Origin of the sequence: Azospirillum sp. 11R-A, from assembly GCF_049472615.1 — a bacterium.
GTDB classification, from domain to species: Bacteria; Pseudomonadota; Alphaproteobacteria; order Azospirillales; family Azospirillaceae; genus Azospirillum; species Azospirillum palustre.
The window spans coordinates 63,205-87,085 of record NZ_JBCEBL010000033.1; the positions used below are offsets into that span (position 1 = coordinate 63,205).

Annotated in this window: 25 protein-coding genes and 1 riboswitch; of the genes, 12 read left to right on the forward strand and 13 right to left on the reverse strand. The window is 65.4% G+C overall.

Translation table 11 applies throughout. From position 1 onward, the window contains the following. Positions 1–16: 16 nt before the first annotated feature. Entirely contained in the window at positions 17–685 is a 669-nt protein-coding gene (locus tag VH569_RS30280; protein WP_423320392.1) for a HupE/UreJ family protein, read from the reverse strand. Positions 686–803: 118 nt separating this feature from the next. After that, positions 804–1,175, reverse strand: coding sequence for a hypothetical protein (locus tag VH569_RS30285; protein WP_423320394.1), 372 nt, complete (start codon positions 1,173–1,175; stop codon positions 804–806). 189 nt (positions 1,176–1,364) lie between these two features. Here VH569_RS30285 and VH569_RS30290 point away from each other — a divergent pair, with 189 nt between their 5' ends. The 8 genes from VH569_RS30290 to VH569_RS30325 all read left to right on the forward strand — a co-directional run bounded on the left by VH569_RS30290 (position 1,365) and on the right by VH569_RS30325 (position 8,091). Continuing rightward, positions 1,365–1,634, forward strand: coding sequence for a metal-sensing transcriptional repressor (locus tag VH569_RS30290; RefSeq protein ID WP_149226105.1), 270 nt, complete (start codon positions 1,365–1,367; stop codon positions 1,632–1,634). A 9-nt stretch (positions 1,635–1,643) separates the two neighbouring features. Continuing rightward, positions 1,644–2,861, forward strand: a complete 1,218-nt coding sequence (locus VH569_RS30295) for a nickel/cobalt efflux transporter (protein WP_423320396.1) — start codon at positions 1,644–1,646, stop codon at positions 2,859–2,861. Then, the gene (locus tag VH569_RS30300; protein ID WP_188092484.1) at positions 2,851–3,024 is read left to right on the forward strand and encodes a hypothetical protein; all 174 of its coding nucleotides are present in this window, start codon (positions 2,851–2,853) and stop codon (positions 3,022–3,024) included. The genes VH569_RS30295 and VH569_RS30300 overlap by 11 nt, the downstream gene beginning before the upstream one ends. Positions 3,025–3,075: 51 nt before the next feature. Next, complete coding sequence (locus VH569_RS30305; protein WP_423320399.1) at positions 3,076–4,401, forward strand: MFS transporter; 1,326 nt, start codon at positions 3,076–3,078, stop codon at positions 4,399–4,401. Positions 4,402–4,410: 9 nt separating this feature from the next. After that, positions 4,411–5,364, forward strand: coding sequence for a lipid II:glycine glycyltransferase FemX (locus VH569_RS30310; protein WP_423320401.1), 954 nt, complete (start codon positions 4,411–4,413; stop codon positions 5,362–5,364). 111 nt (positions 5,365–5,475) lie between these two features. Beyond that, on the forward strand, positions 5,476–5,742 hold the full coding sequence (locus VH569_RS30315; protein WP_423320403.1) for a metal-sensing transcriptional repressor: 267 nt from the start codon (positions 5,476–5,478) through the stop codon (positions 5,740–5,742). 500 nt (positions 5,743–6,242) lie between these two features. Then, on the forward strand, positions 6,243–7,232 hold the full coding sequence (locus tag VH569_RS30320) for a cation diffusion facilitator family transporter (protein ID WP_423320405.1): 990 nt from the start codon (positions 6,243–6,245) through the stop codon (positions 7,230–7,232). Between the two features lie 172 nt (positions 7,233–7,404). Further along, positions 7,405–8,091, forward strand: coding sequence for a ZIP family metal transporter (locus VH569_RS30325; RefSeq protein ID WP_423320406.1), 687 nt, complete (start codon positions 7,405–7,407; stop codon positions 8,089–8,091). A 301-nt stretch (positions 8,092–8,392) separates the two neighbouring features. On the opposite strand, the gene VH569_RS30330 is transcribed toward VH569_RS30325, so the two are convergent. The 5 genes from VH569_RS30330 to VH569_RS30350 all read right to left on the reverse strand — a co-directional run bounded on the left by VH569_RS30330 (position 8,393) and on the right by VH569_RS30350 (position 12,475). Further along, positions 8,393–9,574 carry an MFS transporter gene (locus VH569_RS30330; protein ID WP_423320407.1) on the reverse strand — a complete coding sequence of 394 codons (1,182 nt, stop codon included), beginning with the start codon at positions 9,572–9,574 and terminating at the stop codon, positions 8,393–8,395. 114 nt (positions 9,575–9,688) lie between these two features. Then, the gene (locus VH569_RS30335; protein WP_423320409.1) at positions 9,689–10,255 is read right to left on the reverse strand and encodes a manganese efflux pump MntP family protein; all 567 of its coding nucleotides are present in this window, start codon (positions 10,253–10,255) and stop codon (positions 9,689–9,691) included. A 78-nt stretch (positions 10,256–10,333) separates the two neighbouring features. Continuing rightward, a riboswitch (yybP-ykoY riboswitch) is annotated at positions 10,334–10,434 on the reverse strand. Positions 10,435–10,680: 246 nt separating this feature from the next. Continuing rightward, positions 10,681–11,307 carry an SCO family protein gene (locus tag VH569_RS30340; protein WP_423320411.1) on the reverse strand — a complete coding sequence of 209 codons (627 nt, stop codon included), beginning with the start codon at positions 11,305–11,307 and terminating at the stop codon, positions 10,681–10,683. A 7-nt stretch (positions 11,308–11,314) separates the two neighbouring features. After that, a complete protein-coding gene (locus tag VH569_RS30345) occupies positions 11,315–11,770 on the reverse strand; it encodes a copper chaperone PCu(A)C (RefSeq protein WP_423320413.1) in 456 nt (151 codons plus the stop codon). Between the two features lie 66 nt (positions 11,771–11,836). Beyond that, positions 11,837–12,475, reverse strand: a complete 639-nt coding sequence (locus VH569_RS30350; RefSeq protein ID WP_423320415.1) for a DsbA family protein — start codon at positions 12,473–12,475, stop codon at positions 11,837–11,839. 676 nt (positions 12,476–13,151) lie between these two features. Between VH569_RS30350 and lnt the strand changes: the two genes are divergently transcribed. Further along, a complete protein-coding gene (gene lnt / locus VH569_RS30355; RefSeq protein ID WP_423320417.1) occupies positions 13,152–14,720 on the forward strand; it encodes an apolipoprotein N-acyltransferase in 1,569 nt (522 codons plus the stop codon). A 37-nt stretch (positions 14,721–14,757) separates the two neighbouring features. Here the strand turns inward: lnt and VH569_RS30360 are convergent, their stop codons facing one another. Both VH569_RS30360 and VH569_RS30365 read right to left on the reverse strand, forming a co-directional pair. Continuing rightward, positions 14,758–15,258, reverse strand: coding sequence for a zf-TFIIB domain-containing protein (locus VH569_RS30360; protein WP_423320419.1), 501 nt, complete (start codon positions 15,256–15,258; stop codon positions 14,758–14,760). 38 nt (positions 15,259–15,296) lie between these two features. After that, on the reverse strand, positions 15,297–17,558 hold the full coding sequence (locus VH569_RS30365) for a heavy metal translocating P-type ATPase (RefSeq protein ID WP_423320421.1): 2,262 nt from the start codon (positions 17,556–17,558) through the stop codon (positions 15,297–15,299). A 76-nt stretch (positions 17,559–17,634) separates the two neighbouring features. Between VH569_RS30365 and VH569_RS30370 the strand changes: the two genes are divergently transcribed. The 3 genes from VH569_RS30370 to VH569_RS30380 all read left to right on the forward strand — a co-directional run bounded on the left by VH569_RS30370 (position 17,635) and on the right by VH569_RS30380 (position 19,955). Continuing rightward, complete coding sequence (locus VH569_RS30370) at positions 17,635–18,057, forward strand: MerR family transcriptional regulator (RefSeq protein WP_423320423.1); 423 nt, start codon at positions 17,635–17,637, stop codon at positions 18,055–18,057. Between the two features lie 133 nt (positions 18,058–18,190). Then, on the forward strand, positions 18,191–18,679 hold the full coding sequence (lspA, locus tag VH569_RS30375; RefSeq protein WP_423320425.1) for a signal peptidase II: 489 nt from the start codon (positions 18,191–18,193) through the stop codon (positions 18,677–18,679). A gap of 139 nt (positions 18,680–18,818) precedes the next feature. Beyond that, positions 18,819–19,955 (forward strand): serine hydrolase, encoded by a 1,137-nt coding sequence (locus VH569_RS30380; RefSeq protein WP_423320427.1) that lies wholly within the window; start codon positions 18,819–18,821, stop codon positions 19,953–19,955. A 236-nt stretch (positions 19,956–20,191) separates the two neighbouring features. On the opposite strand, the gene VH569_RS30385 is transcribed toward VH569_RS30380, so the two are convergent. The 4 genes from VH569_RS30385 to VH569_RS30400 are packed head-to-tail and all read right to left on the reverse strand — an operon-like array spanning position 20,192 to position 23,283. Then, the gene (locus VH569_RS30385; protein ID WP_423320429.1) at positions 20,192–21,607 is read right to left on the reverse strand and encodes a 4Fe-4S binding protein; all 1,416 of its coding nucleotides are present in this window, start codon (positions 21,605–21,607) and stop codon (positions 20,192–20,194) included. Further along, positions 21,562–22,395, reverse strand: a complete 834-nt coding sequence (locus VH569_RS30390) for an FTR1 family iron permease (protein WP_423320431.1) — start codon at positions 22,393–22,395, stop codon at positions 21,562–21,564. The genes VH569_RS30385 and VH569_RS30390 overlap by 46 nt, the downstream gene beginning before the upstream one ends. 29 nt (positions 22,396–22,424) lie before the next feature. Next, complete coding sequence (locus VH569_RS30395) at positions 22,425–22,898, reverse strand: cupredoxin domain-containing protein (RefSeq protein ID WP_423320433.1); 474 nt, start codon at positions 22,896–22,898, stop codon at positions 22,425–22,427. Then, positions 22,783–23,283 (reverse strand): iron transporter, encoded by a 501-nt coding sequence (locus VH569_RS30400; RefSeq protein ID WP_423320438.1) that lies wholly within the window; start codon positions 23,281–23,283, stop codon positions 22,783–22,785. Before VH569_RS30400 ends, VH569_RS30395 begins: the two co-directional genes overlap by 116 nt. Positions 23,284–23,881: the final 598 nt, after the last annotated feature.

Genomic DNA, 23,881 nt, shown 5'->3' on the forward strand with positions numbered 1-23,881 from the left:
TGGCGAAATCCTTGGATCAGGCAGCGACGGCCCAGCCGGTCAGCTGATATCCGATCAGCAGGAACCCGGCGGTCATCATCGCGACGTTGGCGGTGTAGGCATGGCGCAGGAAGCCGTCGGTACGGCGCCAGAAGCCCATGACGATCAGGATGGCGGAGAGCGCCAGCATCTGGCCGACCTCCACGCCGACGTTGAAGGACAGCAGATTCGGGATCAGCCCGTCCGGGGCGATCTCGAACTCACGGATCTTGGTGGCCAAGCCGAAGCCGTGGAACAGGCCGAAGACCAGCGTCGCCGCCTTGGTGTTCGGCTGCACGCCGAACCAGCGGCGGTAGGCACCGAGGTTGTCGAGCGCCTTGTAGACGACCGACAGCCCGATGATGGCGTCGATCAGGTAGGCGCTGACGCTGGTGTCCCACAGCACGCCGAGCAGCAGCGTGGTCGAATGGCCGAGCGCGAACAGGCTGACATAGATGGCGACATGTTCGAGCTTGTAGAGGAAGAAGACCACCCCGAACAGGAACAGCAGGTGATCATAGCCGGTCACCATGTGCTTGGCGCCGAGATAGAGGAAGGGCAGCAGGTTCATCCCGGAGATCTCCTGGATGTACCCCTTGTCGCCCTGGGTGACACCATGGGCGAGGGCGTCGGCACCGGCGAGCGCCAGAGCCGCGAAGACGAGCATGGGAAGGGCGGCACGGGCCGCGCCGGGGCACGGCGAGCCCCCTCGCAAAACTGGGATCATTGTCCAAATCCGCTGACGGTTCGCTGAAAGGCCACCGCGGCAAGGCGGCGGCCGGAACTCATGCGTGACCGTCGGGCCGGGGTGGGCGATCCGGAGGCTGGGGAGCATGGCCGGCATCCGGATCGGAGGCGACCCGGCGCCATGCATCGGCATCCCCATCGACCGCCGACCGCAGGGACGTGCCGGACATCAGGGTGTCGTGGGAGTGGTCGGCCGGGTTGTGGCCGTGCGTGTGCCCGGGGGCGCGGTCCCGGTTGTCCCCATCATCGTCATGGCTGTGGCCGCCATCCCCGTCCGCCTGCCCCAGGATCGAGGCGTCGCTCAACACCCCACCGGCCGGCACGGCGTGGCTTGCGAAGGCCATGATGCCGATGGCCACCACCAGGATGGTGAGGAGGCGCAGCAGGGTTGGCAGGAGCGCGGAGAGCATCGGGACCTTGGCTGAGAGGCGGAACGAGAACCGGCCATGCCGGGATTGATCCTATCCAGGGGGATAGAGCAAGATCAGGGGCGCGGTCAACACCGCTCGGCATGCCACTCAACCAAAGCACAGTGGGAAGATCGGCAGCTGCCACCATCAGCCTTGACTCTATCCTATCCAGGGGGATACCACCAAGCCATGAGCACGCACCACAGCCACCCCGACATCATCAAGCGTCTCAAGCGGGCCGACGGCCATCTGCGCGGCATCATCGAGATGATCGAAGCCGGGCGGCCGTGCCTGGACATCGCCCAGCAGCTGCATGCGGTGGAGAGCGCTGTGCGCGAGGCCAAGAAGGTGCTGATCCACGATCACCTGGACCACTGCCTGGATGCGGCAATCGATGCCACCCCCGCCCAGACGCGGGCATCGGTCGCCGAGTTCAAGGCGATCACGAAATACCTGTAGGGACTTGCCATGCCTGAGTTCTCCGCCCTCCTACAGCAAGGCGCCTCGAACGCCTGGCTGTTCATCCCGAGCGCCATCCTGCTCGGCGCCCTGCACGGGCTGGAGCCGGGCCATTCCAAGACGATGATGGCGGCCTTCATCGTCGCCATCCGCGGCACCGTCACCCAGGCGGTTCTGCTCGGTCTGGCCGCCACCGTGTCCCATACGCTGGTGGTCTGGGCCGTGGCGCTCGGAGGGATGTGGATCGGCCGGGGGTGGAGCGCCGAGACGACCGAGCCCTATTTCCAGCTCGCCTCGGCGGTGCTGATCATCGCGGTGGCGATGTGGATGGCGGCGCGGACCTGGCGGGAGCAGCGGCACGACGGGCACGACCACTCCCACGGCGACGAGACCCACCGCATCGATACCGGCCACGGCGACGTGCTGGTGCTGGAGGTCTTCGAGGATGGCGTCCCGCCCCGGTTCCGTATCCGCTCCGAGCGGCAGGGCCGACAAGCCCCCGCGCCGAACGCCGCCACCGTAACGGTGGAGACGCTGCGGCCCGACGGCACGCTGCAGCAGTTCTCGTTCCTTGATGAGGGCGACTTTCTCGAGTCGGTCGAAGAGATTCCTGAGCCGCACGAGTTCGTCGCCACCGTCCGGGTCGGCCATGCCGGCCATGTGCACGAGTACCCGGTGCGCTTCACCGAGCATGCCCATCGCCATGAGGCGGCCAGCGGTCACCACCATCATCACGGCCATGGACATGAGCACGGCCATGGCGAGCGAGACCACGCACCGGCTGGCGCGCTGGATCTCGGGCAGGTCGGCTATCAGGACGCGCATGAGCGGGCGCATGCTCGCGACATTCAGCGCCGCTTTGCCGGCCGGCAGATCACCACCGGGCAGATCATCGTATTCGGCCTGACAGGCGGGCTGATCCCCTGCCCGGCGGCGATCACCGTGCTGCTGCTGTGCCTCCAGCTCAAGGAGGTCACGCTCGGCGCCGCGCTGGTGGTGTGCTTCAGCATTGGTCTGGCCCTGACCCTGGTAGCCGCCGGAGCGATCGCCGCGCTGGGCATGCGCCATGCCGAACGCCGTTGGTCGGGTGCTTTCAGCAGCTTCGCCCGCCGCGCGCCCTACCTGTCGAGCGCCGTCATCATCCTGGTCGGGCTCTATGTCGGCATCCACGCCCTGCAGGGCCTGGGTTACACGCTGGCCTGGATCGGAGGAAACCATGTGTCGTGACGCCGTGACCCGCGCCTACCGGGCCCTGGTGGCGGATGGAGTTCCCCACCGCCACGCCGTGGAGGCCGCCGCCGTCATCCACCATTGGCACCATCCCGGCACCCCGCTCAAGGAGAGCCTGGACGTGGTCGAGACTTGGGTCATGCCGTCCACGCTGCATTGACCCTCAGAAGACCGGAGGACGCCGGCTCCTGTCCAACGCAAGGGTGAAACGATGCTCACGATCCTGGCCAACCGGACCTACCGCCATCTGTTCCTGGCCCAGGTGATCGCGCTGGTCGGCACCGGGCTGGCGACCGTGGCGCTCGGGCTGCTTGCCTACGATCTCGCCGGCGCCGATGCCGGCGCGGTGCTGGGCACCGCACTCGCCATCAAGATGGTGGCCTATGTCGGTGTCGCCCCAGTCGCCGGCGCCTTCGCCAGCCGCTGGCCACGGCGGACAATGCTGGTGGCCCTCGATCTCGTCCGGGCGAGTGTGGCGGTGGCGCTGCCCTTCGTCACCGAGGTCTGGCAGGTCTATGGCCTCATCTTTGTGCTGCAGGCGGCATCGGCCGCCTTCACTCCGACCTTCCAAGCCACCATCCCGGACGTGCTGCCCGACGAGGGCGAATACACCCGCGCGCTCTCGCTGTCGCGGCTGGCCTACGACCTGGAGAGTGTCGTCAGCCCGATGCTGGCGGCCGCCCTGCTGACGGTGGTCAGCTTCCACGCCCTGTTCGCCGGCACCGTCGTCGGCTTCCTGGTCTCCGCTGCCCTGGTGGTGTCGGTCATCCTGCCGAGCCCGCGGGCCGATGCCGCGGCCCAGGGCGGCATCTACGACCGCATGACGCGCGGCATCCGCCTCTACCTCGCCACGCCGCGCCTGCGCGGGCTGCTGGCGCTGAACCTTGCCATCGCCGCCGCCAGTTCGATGGTGATCGTCAACACGGTGGTGCTGGTCCAGGCGCGCTACGGCCTCGACCAGACGGCGACGGCGGTGGCGCTCGCCGGCTTCGGTGGCGGCTCGATGATCGCCGCCCTGGCCCTGCCGCGTCTGCTCGACACCCTGCCGGACCGCCGGGCCATGCTCGGCGGAGCAACGGTCTTGGTCATCGGCTTGGCCGCCGGCACGCTGCTGCCGGGCTACGGCTGGCTGCTGCCGCTGTGGCTGGCACTCGGGCTCGGCTATTCGCTGGCCCAAACCCCGACCGGCCGCCTGCTGAAACGTTCGGCGCATCCAGCCGACCGGCCCGCGCTGTTCGCGGCACAGTTCGCACTGTCGCACGCCTGCTGGCTGCTCACCTATCCGCTGGCCGGCTGGCTGGGGGCAACTGCCGGATTGGACACGGCCTTCGGCGTCCTCGCCGCTCTCGCAGCGGCGGCGGTCGGGCTGGCGGTCCTGCTGTGGCCGGTGGATGATCCGGCCGAACTGCCGCACACCCATGACAACCTGCCACCCGGCCACCCGCACCTGGCCGGAGCCGAGCACACCGGGATCGGGCACCGTCACAGCCACGCGCTGGTGATCGACCGTGAGCACCCGGTTTGGCCCGAACGCTGACCGCATGCCATGATCGAGACCCCCACCGTCTCCATCCTGTGGAACGAGGGCACCGTCGGCGAGTGGGGACGGCATTACGCCGCGATCCCGCGCTCGACACTGCCGCAGAGCTTCGGCTATGCAAGCGCGATGGCCAAGACGCGCGGCTACGTCCCGCGCCTTGGCCTCATTCAGCAGGGGGAGCGTCCGATCGGGCTGTTGCAGGTGCTGCAGCGCCGGTCGCTAAAGCTGTTCCGTCAGACCCACATTCACCGCGGGCCGCTGTGGCTGGGCGGGACGCCGACGCCGGAGACGGCCGAGGCGCTGTTCCGTCTGCTGCGTCGGGAGTACCCGAACCACCTGTTCAGCCGCGTCAGCGTTCTGCCCGAATTGCCGGCCTCGCCGGAGATGGCGGCTGTGCTGGAGCGCTGCGGCTTCCGTCGCATCGCGCCCGGCTACCAGACGGTCTGGCTCGACCTGTCGCCGAAGCTGGAGGCGATCCGCACCCGCTTTGCCGGCCCGTGGCGCAAGGGGTTGCGGGCCGCGGAGGCGGCCGGCTTGGTCCTCGATGTCGACCCGGCAGCGCAGAACCTGCCGTGGTTGGTGCGGCAGGACCAGAAACAGGCGCAAACCAAGGGATACCGCAGTGCCTCGGGGACGCTCATCGTCCGGTTGCGCAACGCGCTGCATAAGGCCGGCGGGGTGCTGATGATCACGGCGCTTGCTGGAAAGGAACCGGTGGCCGCCGGGCTGTTGTTCATCCATGGGCAGGCGGCGACCTACCAGATCGGCTGGTCCAACGCGGCGGGGCGGAAGAGCAACGCCATGCGGCTGGTGCTGTGGCGGGCGATCGAAGAGCTGAAGAAGCGCGGTGTCACCGCGCTCGATCTCGGCGGAATCAACCCGGACGATGCCCCCGGCGTCACCGAGTTCAAGCTTGGCCTGGGTGGCGAGGCAGTGGAGACTCTCGGACTTTTCCGCTGACGGCACTGGCGGCAACATTCCAGGGAAAACCGGGCCGGACACCGGCTGAACCTGACGCCGGCACGACGGGAAGACTTGAAATAACCCCACCAGGGGGATAGGTCATGGTTCATGAGCCACGCCAACAACCCCGATCTGAAGAACCGCCTGCGCCGAGCCGAAGGCCATCTCGCCACCATCACTCGCATGATCGAGGACGGGCGTGACGGGATCGACATCGCCCAGCAGCTTCAGGCTGTCATCAAGGCCCTGGAGAAGGCGAAGAACGTCCTGATCCTCGACCATATCGACCATCACCTCGAAGAGATCGTCGGCCCCATTCCCCGAGAGGACCGCGATCGGCTTGCCAAGCTGCGCGAGCTTGCCAAGTACCTGTAGGAGGCTGCCAATGTGCTGCCGTGCCGCTGTCGAACGCGCCTTCACTGAATTGGTGAGACGCGGTGAACCGTATGAACATGCCCGGGACGTCGGGCTCGCCATCTTCCGGTTCCATCATCCTGACGTTCCGGAGGCTGAGGCCGGGATGACGGTGGATCTCTGGACCCGTCCTTCCCTGCTCCATTAGGACCACCCCGATGCATTCGCACCCCATCGCCTTGTGGTCGCACGAGCACGACCCATCATCGGCATTCCGAACGACCGCGTCATCCTCAGGGCACGGACCAGCCTTTGACCATTACACTCCGAAAAGGACGCCTCCGTTACAGCCGACGTCCAACGTCACGCCCTGCTGGATGGGTTGATCGTCGGGTTGATGACCCTTCAGGAGGCCTGTCCTCGCCAGCTTCCGGGAGGATTCATACTGCCGTGGGCATGATCCCTACCCGATAAGGCGAGCGCAAGCGGACCGAGCGTAAAAGAACAAGGAGCAATGATCCGTGCCTCACGACCATGATGACGCCAATTGGCACGACAAGGCCCAGGGCCATACCCATAACCACGGGCATGATCGTCATGCCGGGCATTCCCACGGTCTTGGTGGTCATCACAACGCCCCGGCCAGTTACGATCGCGCCTTCGCCATTGGGGCGGTGTTGAACATCGGCTTCGTCGTCATCGAGGCGTTCTACGGCATCGTGGCGAACTCCGTCGCCCTGCTCGCCGATGCCGGACATAACCTGTCCGACGTGCTCGGACTGCTGCTGGCCTGGGGAGCTGCTTGGCTCACCCGGCGCCGTCCCACGCACCGGCACACATATGGGTTCGGCAGTTCGTCGATTTTGGCATCCCTATTGAACGCCGTCGTTCTGCTGATCGCGGTCGGGGCCATCGCCTGGGAGGCGGTCGGCCGCTTGACGCATCCCGAGCCAGTCGAGGGGGGTATCGTGATGTGGGTTGCCGCCGTCGGCATTGTGATCAACGCGGTCACGGCCTGGCTGTTTATGGGCGGCAAGGATGCCGATCTGAACGTCAAAGGCGCCTATCTGCACATGGCCGCCGATGCCGCCGTGTCGCTCGGGGTTGTTGTGGCGGCGCTGCTCATCGGCTGGACCGGCTGGCTTTGGCTCGACCCGCTGGTCAGCTTGGCGATCGTCGCGGTGATCGTCGTCGGAACCTGGGGGCTGTTGAGGGAGTCGGCGAACCTCGCCCTGGATGCGGTTCCGGAAGGGGTCAGCCGGGCCGACGTCGAGGCCTATCTTACCGGGCTGCCGAGTGTCGCTGCCGTCCACGACCTGCATATTTGGGGCCTGAGCACGACTGACACCGCACTCACCGCGCACCTCGTCCGACCTGATGCCGGAACCGACGACGCATTCCTGAAGGAGGTCGCGCACGACCTGAAGGAACGGTTCGGCATCGGGCACGTGACCATACAGGTCGAGCATGACGGCGGTAGCTGTCTCCTTGCTCCGACTGACGTGGTCTAACGGGCGCCCACCATCCTTGCTCCGGCTGACTGGCAAAGGCAAGGCCGTCAGCCGACCGGCGGCGGCGCCTCCCTCCACCCGCTTGGCTGCCTCCAAGGCGCCGGGCGGGCGATTCTGCCGCCCGTTGGTCGATCGGCGCGGAACCGTCCTGCTGCCGTCGAGTTGTTCCGATATGTATCAGACCGTTCTCCTCTCCACGATCATCCCGGTTGCAGCAGCCATTGGCGGGGGTGCCGCCACCGCCTACTGGCCACCGTCCCGACGTTTCCGGAGCATCGTCCAGCACCTTGCTGCAGGCGTGGTGTTCGCTGCGGCTGCGGCCGAACTCCTGCCTGACGTGATCCATGCCAATGCCCCCTGGTCGACACTCCTGGGGGCTACGATCGGTGTCCTGACGATGCTCGCCCTTGAACAGTCGGAAGAGCGCTTCGGCGGATCGGTTGGCATGACAGTCGTGGCGGGAGTGGATGTGTTCGTCGATGGCTTCGTGCTCGGCCTTGGGTTTCTCCAAGGAGCCAAGGAGGGGCTGCTGCTCACCATTGCATTGACGGTCGAATTGCTGTTCCTCGGCCTGTCGGTTGCCGGCGCATTCGGCAGTGACGCCGGGAAGCCGCGCGTCGTCGCGGTGACCACCGGAATAGCGATGGCGATGCCGGTCGGCGCGGTGGTCGGCCTGCTGCTCGGAGGTCTCCCCCAAACGATCCTGTCCGGGTTCTTCGCTTTCGGCCTCGTTGCGCTGCTGTACCTGGTCACTGAGGAGCTGCTGACCGAAGCGCATGAGGTACCGGACACGCCGATGATGCCGGTGGCCTTCTTCGTCGGCTTCCTAGGGCTGATTTACCTCGAGGAGTTCCTGTAACGTCAGGATAAATCCCGGTTCGCCCAAACCACCGGTCGGAGCTGTCATCCTGAGCGATGGGCCGGTCGGGTCGGCAGTGGCGGGCGACCGGCGGGTCAGCCTGCGTTCCCGCAGGGTCCCACATTCCGGACAATCTGAGCAGCGTCGCGCAGCGATCCCAACGTACGCCGCTTAGGAATGTCAGAAGCCGGATCGGTTATGTGCGAATTTGAAGATGCGACATCAGGCATTCCCATCACGCTGCGAAGGATGAGCGCCGGACTGCTGGCGCACCCCTTTCGTGCTCTGATCAGCCGGAACGCTAGGCCCTCGCCCGTCGCGGCACGATGGTCAGCAGTCCGACCAGAGCGATCAGCGCGAATGCCGCTCCGGCCAGGAACGTTGCACCCGACCCCACCGCCGTCCATAGCACCCCCGCCACGGTGCTGGCGGCCAACAGGACGATTCCGGTCAGAAGATTGTAGAGGCCGAAGCCTGTTCCCCGAAGGTCTGCGGGCGTTGCATCGGCGACGAAGACCGCGAGCAGGCCTTGGGTGGCGCCCATGTGGAGTCCCCACAGCGCCGCCCCGGCCAGCACAACCGGTGCGGAACCAGCCGACGCAAGAACCAGATCCGCCAGGACGAGCAGGCCGACACCCATGGCCAGCAAGTTGCGCCGGTCCAGCCGGTCGGCTAGACGACCCAGCGGGTAGGCGGAAATCGCGTAGACAAAATTCATGACGATCAGAACCAGCGGCGCGTAGGCATCCTCGACGCCCACACTCTGGGCGCGGAGCAGCAAGAAGGCCTCGCTGAATCGCGCCAGCGTCAGCAGTGATGCAAGCATCACCACGCCCCAGAAGGTCGCGTCCAGCCGCCGCAGCTGACCGCGCCGGATCGGGAAGCGGCGCGGTTCGCCGGACGGTTCCCGGTCGGGCTCGCGCACGCCGAACAGGATCACCGCAACGGCGACGAAGGCCGGGACGACGGCAATCCAGAACACGAGGCGGAAGTTGTCGCCACTCAGGACCATCAGCAGCATGGCAAGTGCGGGGCCGGCGAACGCTCCAACCGTGTCCATCGACTGCCGCAGGCCGAAGGCGGCGCCGCGCAGGTCGGGCGGCGTCACCTCGGCGACCAGCGCGTCGCGCGGCGCCCCGCGAACACCTTTGCCGATGCGGTCGAGGAAGCGGGCGAGCAGCACCGAGGCCAGCGTGTCGGCGAGCGGAAATACCGGTTTGGTCAGGGCGGCCATGCCATAGCCAAGCAGCAGCAAGGGCTTGCGCCGTCCGGCCCAGTCGCTGACCACCCCGGAGAAGACCTTGGTGATGGACGCCGTCGCTTCGGCGATGCCCTCGATGAAGCCCACCGATAGCGCACTGGCGCCGAGGACCGAAACCAGGAACACCGGCAGAAGGCTGTGAATCATCTCCGATGAAACGTCCATGAACAGGCTGACGAAGCCCAGAGCGACGACGCTGCTGGGTATGGAGCGGAGCGACAAAGCTGACCTCGCTGCTTTCGTTCAATACCAGTCAGTGTACCCGTGGTGCGGCAAGCTGCGTCCATCGGAGTGGTGTTGGTCCGATGCTTTCCGACCCGGTCTTCGCCGGGGAGATCAGGCAATCAAGCCCAGATGCTCGACGAGGATCGAGCACCCCAAACCGATCAGCGCCATGCCACCAAGCACCTCCACCACCTTGCCGAAGCGCACGCCCACCGCCTTGCCGATCATCATGCCGATGGTCGTCATCGCAAAGGTGGCAAAGCCGATCGACAAGGCGATGACGATGATGTTGGTGCCGAGGAACGCCAGCGATACGCCGACCGCGGCAGCATCGATGCTGGTGCCGACCGCCGTGGCGACAAGGGCCCAGGGGTTTGAGCGGGAGGCGGCATCGCCCTCGTCTTCCTGGGCCTGGAACCCTTCCCAGACCATCTTGCCGCCGACAAGGCCAAGCAACGCGAATGCGATCCAATGGTCGACGGCAGTGACGAAGCCGGCGGCAGCCAATCCCAACGCCCAGCCGATCAAAGGGGTGACAGCCTCAATGGCACCGAACACCAAACCACCCTTCAGCGCAGCCGGAAAGTTGGGCCGGCGGGATGCACCACGTCCGATGGAAGCGGCGAAAGCATCAGCCGACATGCTGAGCGACAGTACGGCAATCGAGAGAGGGGTCATCGTTGCGTCCGCCGGTCTTGTGAGACAGCGCGTTCGAGAATCCGGCCGGCGCGGATCGTCAAACACACTGGTCTCGCTAGGCAGACGATTGTCCACTGAACGCGCCATGCGCCCTTGAGCGCAAGAATGTTGACGTGTTCCCGGCTGGCTGCCGGAAGCTACTCCCCAATGAGAGCGACATTAACGCTCTACATTTTCATCGTCAATCCCTAGAGAAGAGGTCCGGCATGCCTCTTGGTCCTTCCAACTCAAATATTACATTCGGATTATGGTAGAAATGAAGTGACATTAAAATATCTTCATTTGACAGTGTGCTCTCCTCCTTATGGCGCCCGGCCAGAAACACTCGGCGGTCTCCCCGGCGAAGGGACCTCGTCGTCGGCTTTCCGCAAGTGCGACGGCGCATCCTAATCCGGGCTTGGGTGTCAATGGCTTCCGGCTTCTGCAACGAGCAGTTGTTCGATCTTCCGAGCAGCAACCTCCTCTCCCTCATGGATGGCCAGTGTCGAGCGCAAGCGCGACCGCGAGTCGAGCAGCAGGATGGTCGCACTGTGGTCCATGCTGTACCCCCCGTCCTGCGTCACCTTGCGGACATAGACGCCAAGCCCCTTCAATGCCGCCGCCATCTGATCCGGTGCGCCGGTAACCCCGCGGATACGGGAGTCGAACAGGTCGGTATAGTCCGCCATCACCGCAACGCTGTCGCGCTCCGGATCCACGGTCAGGAACAGCGGTTGGATGGCGTCCCCCCGCGGTCCGAGTGACTGGAGCACACCGGCCAGGTAGGACAGCGAGGTTGGACAGCTGTCGGGGCAGTGGGTGAAGCCGAAGACGATGACCGTCGGACGTCCTTGAAGATCATCGGGAACGAACGGACGTCCCTGTTCGTCCAGAAGTTGCCAGCGGGCGCCTTCGGCCATCGAGCGACCCGGCGCCATCTCGCTACGGGTCTCTACACTTGCGGGTTGCCGCCCAGCCAGAACATAGACGGCTATAAGGGCAACACCGGCTACCACACAGAGGGTGGCGCGGATTCGGCGGAGCAGGGTCATGGCGTGGTCATTCCGGTCCCATGGCGCCGGCGCGCCCGACAGTGACCGGAACGGAAACCGTCCCCGCCTGCTCGAAGGTAACGCTCAGGATGAAGGACTGGCCCGGATTCAGGCCGCCTTTCAAATCCATCAGCATGATGTGGGTTCCACCAGGCTTCAACTCCAGCACTCCGGCGGCGGGAACGCTCAGGGAATTTTCCTCCACCATGCGCGAGACGTCGCCTTCCTGCATGGTCTGGTGCGGCATCGCATGTCCGGCAACTGTGGTTTCCAGGGCCAAGATCCGGTCGGGCCGCGCACCGGTGTTGCGAATGGTGAAATAGACGGCGCCGGTCTTCGCGGAGGGAATGGTCGCACGCGCCCAGGCACGCTCGACCGAAAGATCGCCGACGCTCACCGGCGCGGCGCCGGCCAGGCCGGTCAGGCTGAGGATGATGGTGCCAGCCATGAGGATGGTCTTCATCGTCGATGTTCCTATGTGCAAGTTGACGGGAAGAGAAGGCGGCCTGCCAGCCGACCTTGGCGCCGTTCAGGGTTTCGGCAGCAAGGGCTCCACGGCTTTCCGGAACTCCTCGAACTGCAGAACCCCTTTGTAGGTCTTGCCGCCGATCACGAAGGAGGGCGTGGAGTCGACGCCGTGGAACCGTTCGGCCCCCATGCGCGACTGCAGGATGGCATCCTGCAGGGCTTGGTCGTTCCGGCACTTCTCGACAGCGGTGCGCGACAGACCGGCAACGCTGCCGATCCGTGTGAGAGCTTCCACCGGATCCGCGGCGTGCGCCCACCCGTCCTGGCTGGAAAAAAGAACCTCCAACAGGGGAAAGTAGCGCTCCTGCGTCACACAGCGGGCCAGGGTGGCGGCCTCCAGCCCGATACGATCGAGGGGAAAGTCCCGGTAGACGATGCGAATCTTGCCAGTTTCGACCAGTTCCTTTTTCACCTGCGGCAGCACCGAGTTGTGGAAGGTGGCGCAATGGTGGCAGGTCAGCGATGCGTATTCGATCACCTCGACCGGCGCTTTGGGGTCTCCCAGCACCCGCTCGTAAGGGACTGGCTGCGGCTGGACTGGATTGGCCGATGCCTGCGCCGAAGCGGCTTCAGCAAATACCCAGGCCATCAAGGGGGCGGCAAACATAATGGCGGCACGGACTGCGCGGCTGCAAAGCATGATTCGGACCTTCCGTTTGACGAACGGCGGAGACGGCGGGCGGCGGGCCGTCCAAAGTAGCTGGAATATGCGGAGAGGCCATATGGCCCGATCCAGGGGTGGGCTGTCGCCCGGATCCCGGACGTTCAGACGGCGACCCGGATGGGCGGGCGCTGACCGGGAGCGAACGAGCGGCCCTTATCAGGGTCGGATGGCATGGGACGGAAAGGGGATGCCATGACGATGGTCGGCGCGGTCACCTTCTGCCAAGCGGGCAGCACCAGGCAGGCCCCGCCATGGCTGCAGGCGACGACCAATCCGCTTTCGCTGCGTTCCGCGCTGCTACTGCCGGAGGGGCAGTCCTCCGGACAGCATATCAACGTCGCTCCCCCTGCCGCATCCGGCCTCAGGGATTGCCCAGAGAGCGGAAGGACCAATCCAAACACGAAGCCCAGGAGCAGCAGGACAGGGGTGAGGCGGCGAAATCTGATCATCGCACCGATGATATCCTGCACAGCCGCATGCGAACAACCGTCAACGGAACGGCGGCGAGCGTGGAAAACCTCTTGCTTCTCCAGCGGCTGGAGCATGCACCGTGCCTTGTACCGATCATATGGACCACGGATGGGGCGAACGTGTCGACAGGTTCATTCCGCAAAGAGTCACATGGGAAGCGGTGCTCCGAATGACACGCGTCATGCGGAGCACCTTCGTCAAGGGTCCGCTGGCGGCACTGCTCGGCGCCCTGACCGTGCTTGCCCTCCCGCCCTTTTCGCTCCCGCCCTTTCTCGTGCTGGGTCTTGGTGGTCTGTTTCTCCTGCTTTGCAGAGCCGGACCGGCCGCCGCTGCTCTGACCGGCTGGAGCTTTGGCATGGGTTACTTCATCGCCGGGATTCATTGGATCGGCGAGAGTTTCTCCGTTGACGCCGAACGCTTCGGTTGGATGGCGGCCCCCGCGGTCGGAGGGCTTGCCGCATTCCTGGCGCTCTTCATCGCCATACCCGCTTGGATTTTCGTCCGGTTGCGGTGGGGCGGGGTGGCCGGCGCAACGGTCTTTGCCCTGCTGTGGACGGCATCGGAATGGCTGCGCGGCCATGTGCTGACAGGATTTCCCTGGAATTTGATCGCCTATGCCTGGGTCGATCATTCTGTTCCCCGGCAGATCGCCGCCGTTTTCGGCAGTTACGGTCTCAGCCTGCTCACCGTATTCGCCGCCGTGCTGATGCCCCTGTCCCTGCTGGCCACCTCTCGCCACGAGCGGCGTTCGGCACGAGTGGCGGCGCTCCTTGTCCTGTTGATCCTGACTGCGGGGGGGCTGCGCCTCCCGTCGGACAGCGGCGAGGACAGGATCGCACGCGGCGACGCTCCTTCCGGTCCCCTGGTGCGCGTCGTGCAGGGCAATATCCCGCAGGTAAAGAAATGGCTGCCGGAACAGCGGGCGGCGACCATCGAGCGTTATCTCGACCTTTCCTCCCAGCCGGGCCGGTTTGATCTGCTTCTCTGGCCGGAAACCGCCTATCCCGGTTTCCTGGACGAGGCAGGCGAGACGCTCGCCAGAATCGCCGCGCGTTTGCCTTCTGGTGCTCGTCTGCTTGCCGGAACGCCGCGGCGCACCTATGAACCGACCGGTCGCGCGATCTGGAACGCGGTCATCGCCGTCAATGACGGTGGCGGCATCGAAGGAGTTTACGACAAGCACCACCTCGTCCCGTTCGGCGAGTATGTCCCCTTGCGCGGGTTGTTGCCACTGAATCAATTCACAGCCGGCTTCGGCAACTTCTCCGCCGGGCCGGGACCGCGAACCCTGCAGGTGGGAGCGCAAACGGTTGGCGTCGCCATCTGCTATGAGGCGATCTTCCCGGGCGAACTGGTGGACCGCACCCTCCGACCGGATTGGATCTTCAATCCAACCAACGACGCCTGGTTCGGGACATCGATCGGTCCCGAGCAGCATCTCGCGTCCGCCCGCATGCGGGCCGTTGAGGAGGGATTGCCGATGGTGCGTGCCGCGAACACCGGGATTTCCGCCGTCATCGACGGGTACGGCACCATCAGCGCCAAGCTGCCGCTGAATGAAACCGGGATCGTCGACGCGAGGCTTCCTCCACCCCTGCCGCCCACCCTCTATGCCCGTTGGGGCGATTTGCTGCTGGTGCCACTTGCACTCGCCGTAGTCTCGTCGTCCGTTCTGGTGGGTGGATGGAAGAGGCGGGTTAGCGCCCGGCCTCCCGCACGACAGCCGTCTCCCGGTTCGGGCGCCGCTTGACGGGCACACCGAACCTCTCTCTGGCCTTTTGGCACGCTCAATCGAAGAACCGGCCGAGGAACGATCCACGATGCCCCTCCCTGCCATTCCCTTGATGATGTTCTTGACCGTGGGGCGGCCGGTGATCGGCATGATGGCCGGGGTGACCTGGGGTGGGCGAGGAGTGCGGTTGAGCCGCCCATCCCTGAGACACATAGCCATGGGACGCATGCTGTTCCGGGGACTGAGAGGACGGCGGCGGCGCTGACGCCGGAGCGACTCCCCAGGGGCTGGCCGGTTGCTGCGGAAGGAAGGGGGTGCCACTGCCGGCACTGGCCCGATCAGGAGGGTGGACGCTACCACCCGGGGATGGCTGCCTGAGCTGTGCCTCATAAAGAGCACTGCGCTCGATGATCTTGTCCAACTCACCCCGATCCAGCCATACGCCGCGGCACTTCGGGCAGTAGTCGATCTCAACGCCGTTCCGTTCGGACATGGATAGGCCAATGCGGCAATGGGGACATAGCAAGCCGTGCGCGGCAGAGTCATTGTCTGTCATGATCCGGCTCCGTTCGTCGAACTGCGGGTTTGAAAGCCTCACGGGCGAAGCGACAGCAGGCGCAAGGCGTTGGCGGTGACCAGGACGGTGGCGCCGGTGTCGGCGAGGATGGCCGGCCACAACCCGGTGATTCCGACCACGGTGGTGACGAGGAACACGGCCTTCAGCCCCAGCGCCAGCACGATGTTCTGGCGGATGTTCGCCATGGTCCGGCGCGACAGATGGACCATCGCCGCCACGTCGCCGACCCGGGCGTGCAGGGCGGCAGCGTCGGCGGTTTCCAGCGCGACGTCGGTGCCGCCACCCATGGCGACGCCGACATCGGCGGCGGCGAGCGCCGGGGCGTCGTTGATGCCGTCGCCGACCTTGGCGACCCGCTCGCCGCGCGCCTGCAAGTCGCGGACGATGCGCTGCTTGTCCTCTGGCAGAAGCTCGGCGTGGGGCTCGACCCCCAGCCTGTCGGCCACCGCCCTGGCCGTCCGCGCATTGTCGCCCGTCACCATCAGCGACCGGATCCCGGCCTCGCGCAGCGCCGCGATGCCGGCCTGGGCATCGGCCCTCGGCTCGTCGCGCATCGCCAGCAGGCCCGACAGCCGGCCGTCCACCAGCAGGACCGACACCGTCTTGCCCTCGCCGTTCAACGCCGCCACCCGATCCGCCTGTTCCGGCGTCAGGGGAGTCCGCTCGCCGGCGGCCCGCGGCGAGACCAATGCCAGCTCCAGCCCGTCCAGCCGGCCCCGCACGCCCTTGCCGGTGAGCGCACCGGTGTCGGACGCCGGGCCGACGGTCAGGCCGGCGTCGTCGGCGGCAGCGAGGATCGCCTTGGCCAGGGGGTGGCTCGAACCGGCCTCCAGTGAGGCCGCCCGGGCCAGAACCTCCTGCTCGCCGCCGGTGAAGGCGATCACGTCGGTCACGCGCGGCTTGCCCTCGGTCAGGGTGCCGGTCTTGTCGAAGGCGACCGTGGTGATGCGGCCCAGCGCCTCCAGCACGGCGCCACCCTTCATCAGCAGGCCGCGACGCGCCCCGTTGGACAGGCCGGCGGCGATCGCCGCCGGAGTGGAGATCACCAGGGCGCACGGGCAGCCGATCAGCAGGACCGCCAGCCCCTTGTAGATCCATTCCCCCCAGATTCCCCCGGCCAGCAGCGGCGGCAGCACGGCGACGAGCGACGCCACCACCACGACGCCCGGCGTGTACCAGCGGGAGAAGCGGTCGATGAAGCGTTCGGTCGGCGCCTTGCTTTCCTGCGCCTCCTCGACCAGCCGGACCACGCGGGCGATGGTGTTGTCTTTCGCCGTGGCGCTCACCCGCACCCGCAGCGTGCCGTCGCCGTTGATGGTGCCGGCGAACACCCGGTCGCCTTCGCCCTTGCGCTTGGGAACGCTCTCGCCGGTCACCGGCGCCTCGTCGAGCGCGCTGTCCCCGGACAGGATCACCCCATCGGCCGCCACACGGTCGCCCGGGCGCACCAGGATGACCGCGCCGACCTGCAGGCCCGACGCCGGCATCGTCCGGACACCGCCGTCGCCTTCGACCAGGGCACTGTCGGGCATCAGGCCGATCAGCCCCTGGATGCTGGCGCGTGCCCGCCCGGCGGCGACCCCTTCCAGCAATTCGCCGACCAAGAACAGGAAGACCACCGCCGTCGCTTCCTCCACCGCACCGATGACGACGGCACCCACCGCCGCGATGGTCATCAGCATCTCGATCGAGAACGGCGTGCCGGCACCGGCGGCGGCGAAGGCACGGCGCGCGATCGGCACCAGCCCGACCGCCATCGCCAGCAGGAAGGCCCATGGCGAAACGGAGGGAACCAAGGCGCCCACGACATAGGCGACGCCGAGCGCGAGGCCGGAGGCGAGCGCCAACTGCGCCTTCGGCCGCCGCCACCAGGGAAGTTCACCGAGCGCCGGGTCCGACCATTCGTCGGCACCATGGGCATGGCCGTGAGCTTGGTTACGGGCGTTGTCACGGTCCAGGGAGTCGGAATGACCGTAGCCGCAGCAGGCATCCATGCTATCGCTCCGCTCGGCGGCCACGCCGGCGGTCGTCAGGACCTCGGCAGGACCTGTCCGATAGCCCAGCCGGGAAACGGGGGCGGTGATGGCATCGCCGCCGGTCGACGGGTCGTGGGTGACGGTCATCGTGCCGTTGGGCACGGAGACCCGGACCTCATGCACCCCAGGAACCCGCCGCAGCGCGGTTTCGATCTTCGCGGCGCAGGAGCCGCAATCCATTCCGCCCACCCGGAAGCGGGTCCGCTGCCAGTCCGTCGGGGTCGTCTCGTCGTTGGCATTCATAGCGGGCTCCCTTGTCGATGTCCTGCCACGACCGTACATTCTCCAGCGACTGGAGGATCAAGGGGGAAATTTCATCATGAGCACTCTGACGATCGGCGCGCTTTCGACGCAGGCCGGGGTGAAGATTCCAACCATTCGCTATTATGAGAGCATCGGATTGCTGCGCACCCCGTCACGGACCGACAGCAACCGCCGGACTTATGACGAGGCCGCGGTGCGCCGGCTGCGCTTCATCCGACATGCCCGCGAACTGGGCTTCGAGGTCGACGCCATCCGCCAGCTGCTGACGCTGGCCGACGATCCGGGACAGCCATGCGAAGCGGTCGACGCCCTCGCCCGCGAGCATCTGGCCGACATCGAGTCGAAGATCCGACGGCTGCAGGCGCTCCGGGCGGAGGTCCGGCAGATGGTGGACCAGTGCGCGCAGGGGGAGGTGCGCAGCTGCCATGTGATCGAGGTGCTGGCCGACCATGCCCATTGCCTGCACGAGCATCACTGACGGCGGTGATTAAAAGCGGGTTCCGCCCCCGTGAGGCCACACAAGAAATTCCACTTGATACTCTAGCGGCTGGAGCAGGCAGGATGCCGGCGGCGCGCAGGTGCCGCTTTCATCGGGCTGAGGAGTGTTCGGCGTGGCGTTTCGTTGGTGTCCGGCGGGTTTGTACATCGCGATGGCTATGGCGGTTATCGCGGTGGTCGCGGATCAGGTGAGCAAATGGGCGATGCTCACTCATATCCTCACCCCGGCGGATGTCATCCAGATCACTCCATTTTTCAATCTGCGCCTCGGCTTCAACACCGGCGTCAGCTTCGGCCTGTTCTCGGGCCACATGGCGTTGCCACCTTTTGTCCTGGCAGGTTTCGCGCTGTCGATGGCGCTCGTGCTGCTCGGATGGGGGGCACGGCTGCCGGACCGTCCTTCGGTCCTTGCGGCCGGGGCGATGGCAGGGGGAGCCATCGGCAATGCGGTCGACCGCATCCGCCAGGGAGCCGTCACCGATTTTCTGGACCTGCATGCCTTCGGCTGGCATTGGCCGACTTTCAACCTTGCCGACATCCTCATCGTCGGCGGTGCCGTGGTCATCGCTTTCCGGCCGTCGCCCAGGGTTGTGCCATCCTGAGCAGGGCCTTGCCACTGATGAAGGGTCAATCGGCGATGGCTCTCCTTCGCATCAGAGGAGTGAGAGGTTTAACAGTCCTTTAAGGCTGGCTGGACTACCGGTGATCCCGCCCCCAACCGCTGAACCGGTCATCCCGCCCATGTTCGCCCGAGCACGCCTTGCAGCCGCCATCGTCACCATGGTGGCATTGTCTTCCCTGTCGGTGCCGGCCGCGGCCAAGGCGGGGCGCAAGTCGGCGGCACGGCCGGTCGTCGCGGAATTCCTGATGGATGCGTCCAGCGGAGCCGTGTTGAGCGCCCGCAATGCCGACGTCTCGACCTACCCGGCGTCGCTGACCAAGATGATGACGCTGCTCCTGACCTTCGAGGCGCTCGACCGCGGCCAGCTCCGGCTCGACCAGCCGCTCCCGGTCTCCTACTACGCCACGACGATGGCCCCGTCCCGGCTCGGCGTCGTGCCAGGGGACACCATCCGCGTCGAGGACGCGATCCTGGCGCTCAGCACCAAATCGGCCAACGACGTCGCCGTGGTCCTCGGCGAGGCGATCGTCGGAAGCGAGGCCGCCTTCGCGCAGACGATGACCCAGCGAGCGCGCGAGATCGGAATGCGGCACACCGTCTTCCGCAACGCGTCCGGCCTGCCGAATCGCGAGCAGCGGACCACCGCGCGCGATATGGCGCTGCTGGCCCGGGAACTCGTCCGCAACCACGCGCGCTATTACCCGTATTTCAGCCGCAGCAGCTTCGACTGGCAGAACCAGACCGTATACGGACACAACCGGCTACTCGACCAGTATGACGGAATGGACGGGATCAAGACCGGCTACATCGCTGCCTCCGGCTTCAATCTGGCCGCCTCGGCCTCCCGCGACGGGCGCCGGCTGATCGCGGTGGTGCTGGGCGGCGAAAGCGCCAGGAAGCGGGACCGGCGCATCGTCGAACTCATGGACGCCGGGTTCCGCAACCAAGCCCCGGCGAAGCCGGACGATCTGCTGGTGTCCGACGGCAAGCCGAAGGCACGGCTCGCGGCCGCCGGAACGGGCAGCTGGGCGATCCAGACCGGGGTGTACCGCAGCCAGCAGGTGGCACGGCAGGAGGCGGAGACTGCCAGGAAAAGGCTGGGTAGCCTAGCCACGGCGGCTAAGCCGATGGTTCAGCGGTCGGGTACGCAGTACAAGGCCCAGCTAGTCGGATTCAACGCGGCGGCGGCGCAGTCGGCCTGCCGAAGCCTGAAGAAAGCGAAGACAGATTGCCTCGCAATCCAAAGAAGCCCGTGATGGCTCCTCTTAGGGGTCACGACATGGAGGTGATCAGATCGTCCGGCAATCGGAACACAAAGAGATCATGTATTCCTGCACCCTGCAGGGCCCGCTTGTCATAATCGTTGCTCGGCGTCGCGGTTGGCGGGAACCATACGAAATTGAATATGAGGACTCCTTCGTCCGTTTCTAAATTTTCGATCGTGAAGATTTTCACATGAAGCGTGAGACCATTAACTCGGTTTGCCGTCCCTTCATAGGGACCAGAAAAGGGTTCCCCAATTCACGGCGGCGAGAACGCACAGGATCGCCATCATGCCCGTAGCAAGCAGCCGGCGGGATGGGGAGGTTGCATGAAGCGCAACGATTCTGGCCGACAGCCAAGCGGACCACAAAGTGGCGCCGACCAGGAGGAGGGCCCGCAGCGGGTCGACGAAACCGAGGTCCAAGCCGTTGGTACGCAGCAGCATCACCGTTGTCATCGACAGCCCAAGTATGACGCCGATCGCCGAAATCGGGATCAAGCCCTGGGTAAGATGGTGGAAGCAAACAGACGACCACCCACCGGCAATGCGGGTTGCGAGCGCAATACCGCCCGCGAAGACGAGGCCGGCGAGAAGGGCCTCCGCGCCGATGAAGGCCAAAAGCGTAACGCCGTCGAGCACGCTCATGACGTCGTTGTTCTCAGGGTAATTGGTCAGAATCCACCAGGGCATCACCATGTCGAGCAGGCGATCGGCACCGAGCGACAGCAGCAGTTCAGCGAACGACATCTTCAGGTCGATGAACAGGCTGCTACCTGTCCAGCGAAAAGCACCGGCGGCTACGCCCAAAAGGCCGACCAGGATCAGCGCCGTCTCCCAGGGTTTGGCCTCGCGCCCAGCGACGTGGACGATCTCTTGACTGAAAGGACGGTGGTCGAGCGCGATGGCGTCGCGGAAGCCGCTGCATCGCCCGCACATGTGGCACTGCGCATTGCCGTCCAGCGTGCGCAGCGGCACCAGCGGTGCGCAGTTGACGACCGAAGAACGGCCGTCGGCGGGCTTTCGCCAACGGTCCCAGGCGTCGCGATCGACCCGATAGTGAACCGGCGCCAGCTTCGAGACCAGAGCGAACACTCCATTGACCGGACAGAGATGGCGGCACCAGACGCGCTTGTTGCGTCCCCAGATCAGAGCAACGGCGATGGCGGCGGCGGTCGAACCGCCGAGGATCACCAGAACGGCAGCCGGATACTGATAGACGGAGATCATCTGGCCGTAGACGGTCGTGCCGAGAAAACCGACGAAGGGCCACCCCTTCCAAGTGATCCAGCGCGGCACGGCGCGACCCAGCGACCAGGCGGAGGCCTGTTCGGACAGCGCTCCCTCCGGACAGAGGACGCCGCACCACAGCCGGCCAAACAGGATCATCGACAGTATCACTCCCGGCCACCAGATCCCCCAGAACACGAACTGGGCAAAGATGGTGAGGTGGGACCAGATGTGGTCGACGTTGGTCGGCAGCGGCAGCAGCGTGGGAACGATGATAAGAACGGCATAGATGACGATGACCGCCCACTGCACTCCCGTGATCAGCCGCCGCGAACGGGCCATCCAGTCGCCCAGGCCGGACAGCGTCCGTTTCAGGCCGCCACGGTGCGTTGCTGAAGGGGTCGTGCAATCAGCCATAGCACAAAGCTCCAATAAGCGAGGAAGGCAAGAAACTCCGTCAGGACTGGACGGGCACGATAGCCGGTCAGACCGGCCACCAAGCCCCCAATGGCTCCGCCGTCGGATAGAAGCCACGAGCTGTCCCAAAGCCGGCGTGAAAGCGCAGGCAGAACGTCAAGATCGATCAAACCATCGACGCCGGAGACGACCAGCGCACAGGCCAGAAGCAGGAGCATCGACTCGGTGACGCGGAAGAACACCTTCCAGGACAGGCGATGGCTGCCGAGTTGCAGCAGGGCGTAGGTAGCGAAGGCGGCGAGAAGGCCGAGACTTCCCGCACCGATGGCAGGCACACGCCCATCCCCGAGATCGGCGGATAGGATGCCGTAAAGAAAGACCACCGTCTCCGAGCCCTCGCGGGTCAATGCGATCAAAGCCAGGGTAAAGACGCCCCACCAGTTTTCGGTGGTCACCGCCTCTCCCAGCGCGCCTTCGAGGTCGCGCTTCATGGTGCGGCCGTGGCGTCGCATCCACACCACCATCTGCAGAATCAACCCCGCGGCGACCAGAACCATGGCGGTGCGAAAAATTCCGAGAGCAGTGTCGGAAAGGACGTCGGACAGAGCGACGAAGGTCCCACCGAGCGCCCCGGCGACAACGAGGCCGGCGAGGGCACCCGACCACAGAAAGACGCGGGCACGGCGAGCCTCCGGTGCATTGACCGCGAGCCAAGCGTTCAGGATGCCGACGACGAGCAGCGCCTCGACGCTTTCCCGCCACACCACAAAGATCACGTTTCCATACATGCGCCGCCCGCCTTTCGTTGTGTGGCCTGTTACTTGGCGATCAGCACCGCAGGCGGCGCATCGGGATGAAAGTCGTCGAAGAACGGGTATTCGCCGGGATCAAGTCCCTTGATCACCATGTCCGTGGTCACCCCTGGAGCGATGACCTTCTCCTTGCGCAACGGCAGGCTCTCGAATTCGGCCGGCGTCTTGCCGGCGTTGACGAGTTGCAGCTCGATCCGCGTGTCGGCAGGGACGACGATGCGCAGGGGCGTCATCTTGCCGTCCTCGAAAACGATCCTGAAGACGGGATCGCCAGCATGTGCCTGGCCGGAAAGCCCGGAAACGATCCCGGCTAAGATCAGGGCCGCTCCAAATAGGCGACAGGACCAGATTGAGGCAGTGGTATTAGTAGCCACCTTTTTTACCCGTGCCGGCATAGACGAAGTCATATTTCGCTTCGAACGGTTTGAACCAGGGAGCGACACCAGTCTCCTTGTCCACGTGGCGACCAAAATGGACATGCTGATTCGCCGACGGCGGAGAAATCTTGAGGATCAGCTGATATCTGCCATTGCCGGCCATCCTGACGTTGTCGCCGTAATGCGGACCATCGTTGGCGACCATCGGCATAAAAGGACCCTTGGCCACTTCCGTACCATCCTTCGTCAACGTGTATTCGACAACCAGATCAGGCACCCAGTCGCCTTTGGCGAAGCCGTTCTTGTTGTCTTTGGTGGCCTTTATGTCGGCTTCCAAATGGATGTCGCTGTCGGCTGCCGGCCGCATCATGCCGGCCGGTTCCATCTCGATGGGCTGCAGATAGACGGCTGCGACATCAAGGCCCTCTTGCGTCTGCGGCTTACCCACGGGGTATTCTTTCGCCGTGGCGGGAAATGCCGTTCCCATGAGGAGGAGTGAAGCAAGCACTGTGATTCTAAGCATTATGTCGACACACCCCATTGGCTTTGTGATTGCAAATCATCCGCATTCGCGGCAGCGGGTCAACGGGGATATAGCGACATTGGGAAATTGTATAGTACGACATCATGTCGCAGTAAGAAGCCGCCCAATACGTGGTTACCATTGGCGGCAATGCTGTGGTGAGACCGATCTGCGCCCCCGGCTTCGATGTTCCATGGCCCCGCGGCGGTGACCGGTCGGGCTCTGATGGGAAGGACGCCCCCTGCTTCTGATGGGTGACACCACCTGGAGGGGATCGGCCCTCTGGAAGCGGAGGTCCGTCCCACGGAGCCCACGATCATCGGCCTCGATCAGGCCAAGACGGGGTTCCAACTTCACGGTGTGGACGAGCGCGGCAACATCGTATCACCAAGCGGCTGCGCCGCGATGGAGTGCTAACCGGGATTATGCCCCAGGGTTGGCGGGTGTAGCGCAAACCGTTGATCAGGCATAGGATTTGGGTGCTGAAGCCAATCCTCGCCATATCCGGAGCGCCCACCCGCCATGGTTGATCCTACGCTGCCGTTGCCCGGCTTGTCACCCG

Bases quoted from the DNA above. Each gene is read 5' to 3' on its own strand.
- VH569_RS30365 (WP_423320421.1), bottom strand. From the start codon at position 17,558: ATGAATGCCAACGACGAGACGACCCCGACGGACTGGCAGCGGACCCGC.
- VH569_RS30300 (WP_188092484.1), top strand. From the start codon at position 2,851: ATGTGTCGTGACGCCGTGACCCGCGCCTACCGGGCCCTGGTGGCGGAT.
- VH569_RS30340 (WP_423320411.1), bottom strand. From the start codon at position 11,307: ATGACCCTGCTCCGCCGAATCCGCGCCACCCTCTGTGTGGTAGCCGGT.
- VH569_RS30305 (WP_423320399.1), top strand. From the start codon at position 3,076: ATGCTCACGATCCTGGCCAACCGGACCTACCGCCATCTGTTCCTGGCC.
- VH569_RS30335 (WP_423320409.1), bottom strand. From the start codon at position 10,255: ATGACCCCTCTCTCGATTGCCGTACTGTCGCTCAGCATGTCGGCTGAT.
- VH569_RS30370 (WP_423320423.1), top strand. From the start codon at position 17,635: ATGAGCACTCTGACGATCGGCGCGCTTTCGACGCAGGCCGGGGTGAAG.
- lnt (WP_423320417.1), top strand. From the start codon at position 13,152: ATGCGGAGCACCTTCGTCAAGGGTCCGCTGGCGGCACTGCTCGGCGCC.
- VH569_RS30400 (WP_423320438.1), bottom strand. From the start codon at position 23,283: ATGGGAACGGCATTTCCCGCCACGGCGAAAGAATACCCCGTGGGTAAG.
- VH569_RS30390 (WP_423320431.1), bottom strand. From the start codon at position 22,395: ATGTATGGAAACGTGATCTTTGTGGTGTGGCGGGAAAGCGTCGAGGCG.
- VH569_RS30325 (WP_423320406.1), top strand. From the start codon at position 7,405: ATGTATCAGACCGTTCTCCTCTCCACGATCATCCCGGTTGCAGCAGCC.
- VH569_RS30310 (WP_423320401.1), top strand. From the start codon at position 4,411: ATGATCGAGACCCCCACCGTCTCCATCCTGTGGAACGAGGGCACCGTC.
- VH569_RS30360 (WP_423320419.1), bottom strand. From the start codon at position 15,258: ATGACAGACAATGACTCTGCCGCGCACGGCTTGCTATGTCCCCATTGC.
- VH569_RS30345 (WP_423320413.1), bottom strand. From the start codon at position 11,770: ATGAAGACCATCCTCATGGCTGGCACCATCATCCTCAGCCTGACCGGC.
- VH569_RS30295 (WP_423320396.1), top strand. From the start codon at position 1,644: ATGCCTGAGTTCTCCGCCCTCCTACAGCAAGGCGCCTCGAACGCCTGG.
- VH569_RS30395 (WP_423320433.1), bottom strand. From the start codon at position 22,898: ATGTCCATTTTGGTCGCCACGTGGACAAGGAGACTGGTGTCGCTCCCT.
- VH569_RS30280 (WP_423320392.1), bottom strand. From the start codon at position 685: ATGCTCGTCTTCGCGGCTCTGGCGCTCGCCGGTGCCGACGCCCTCGCC.
- VH569_RS30290 (WP_149226105.1), top strand. From the start codon at position 1,365: ATGAGCACGCACCACAGCCACCCCGACATCATCAAGCGTCTCAAGCGG.
- VH569_RS30285 (WP_423320394.1), bottom strand. From the start codon at position 1,175: ATGCTCTCCGCGCTCCTGCCAACCCTGCTGCGCCTCCTCACCATCCTG.
- VH569_RS30380 (WP_423320427.1), top strand. From the start codon at position 18,819: ATGTTCGCCCGAGCACGCCTTGCAGCCGCCATCGTCACCATGGTGGCA.
- VH569_RS30315 (WP_423320403.1), top strand. From the start codon at position 5,476: ATGAGCCACGCCAACAACCCCGATCTGAAGAACCGCCTGCGCCGAGCC.
- VH569_RS30350 (WP_423320415.1), bottom strand. From the start codon at position 12,475: ATGCTTTGCAGCCGCGCAGTCCGTGCCGCCATTATGTTTGCCGCCCCC.
- VH569_RS30385 (WP_423320429.1), bottom strand. From the start codon at position 21,607: ATGGCTGATTGCACGACCCCTTCAGCAACGCACCGTGGCGGCCTGAAA.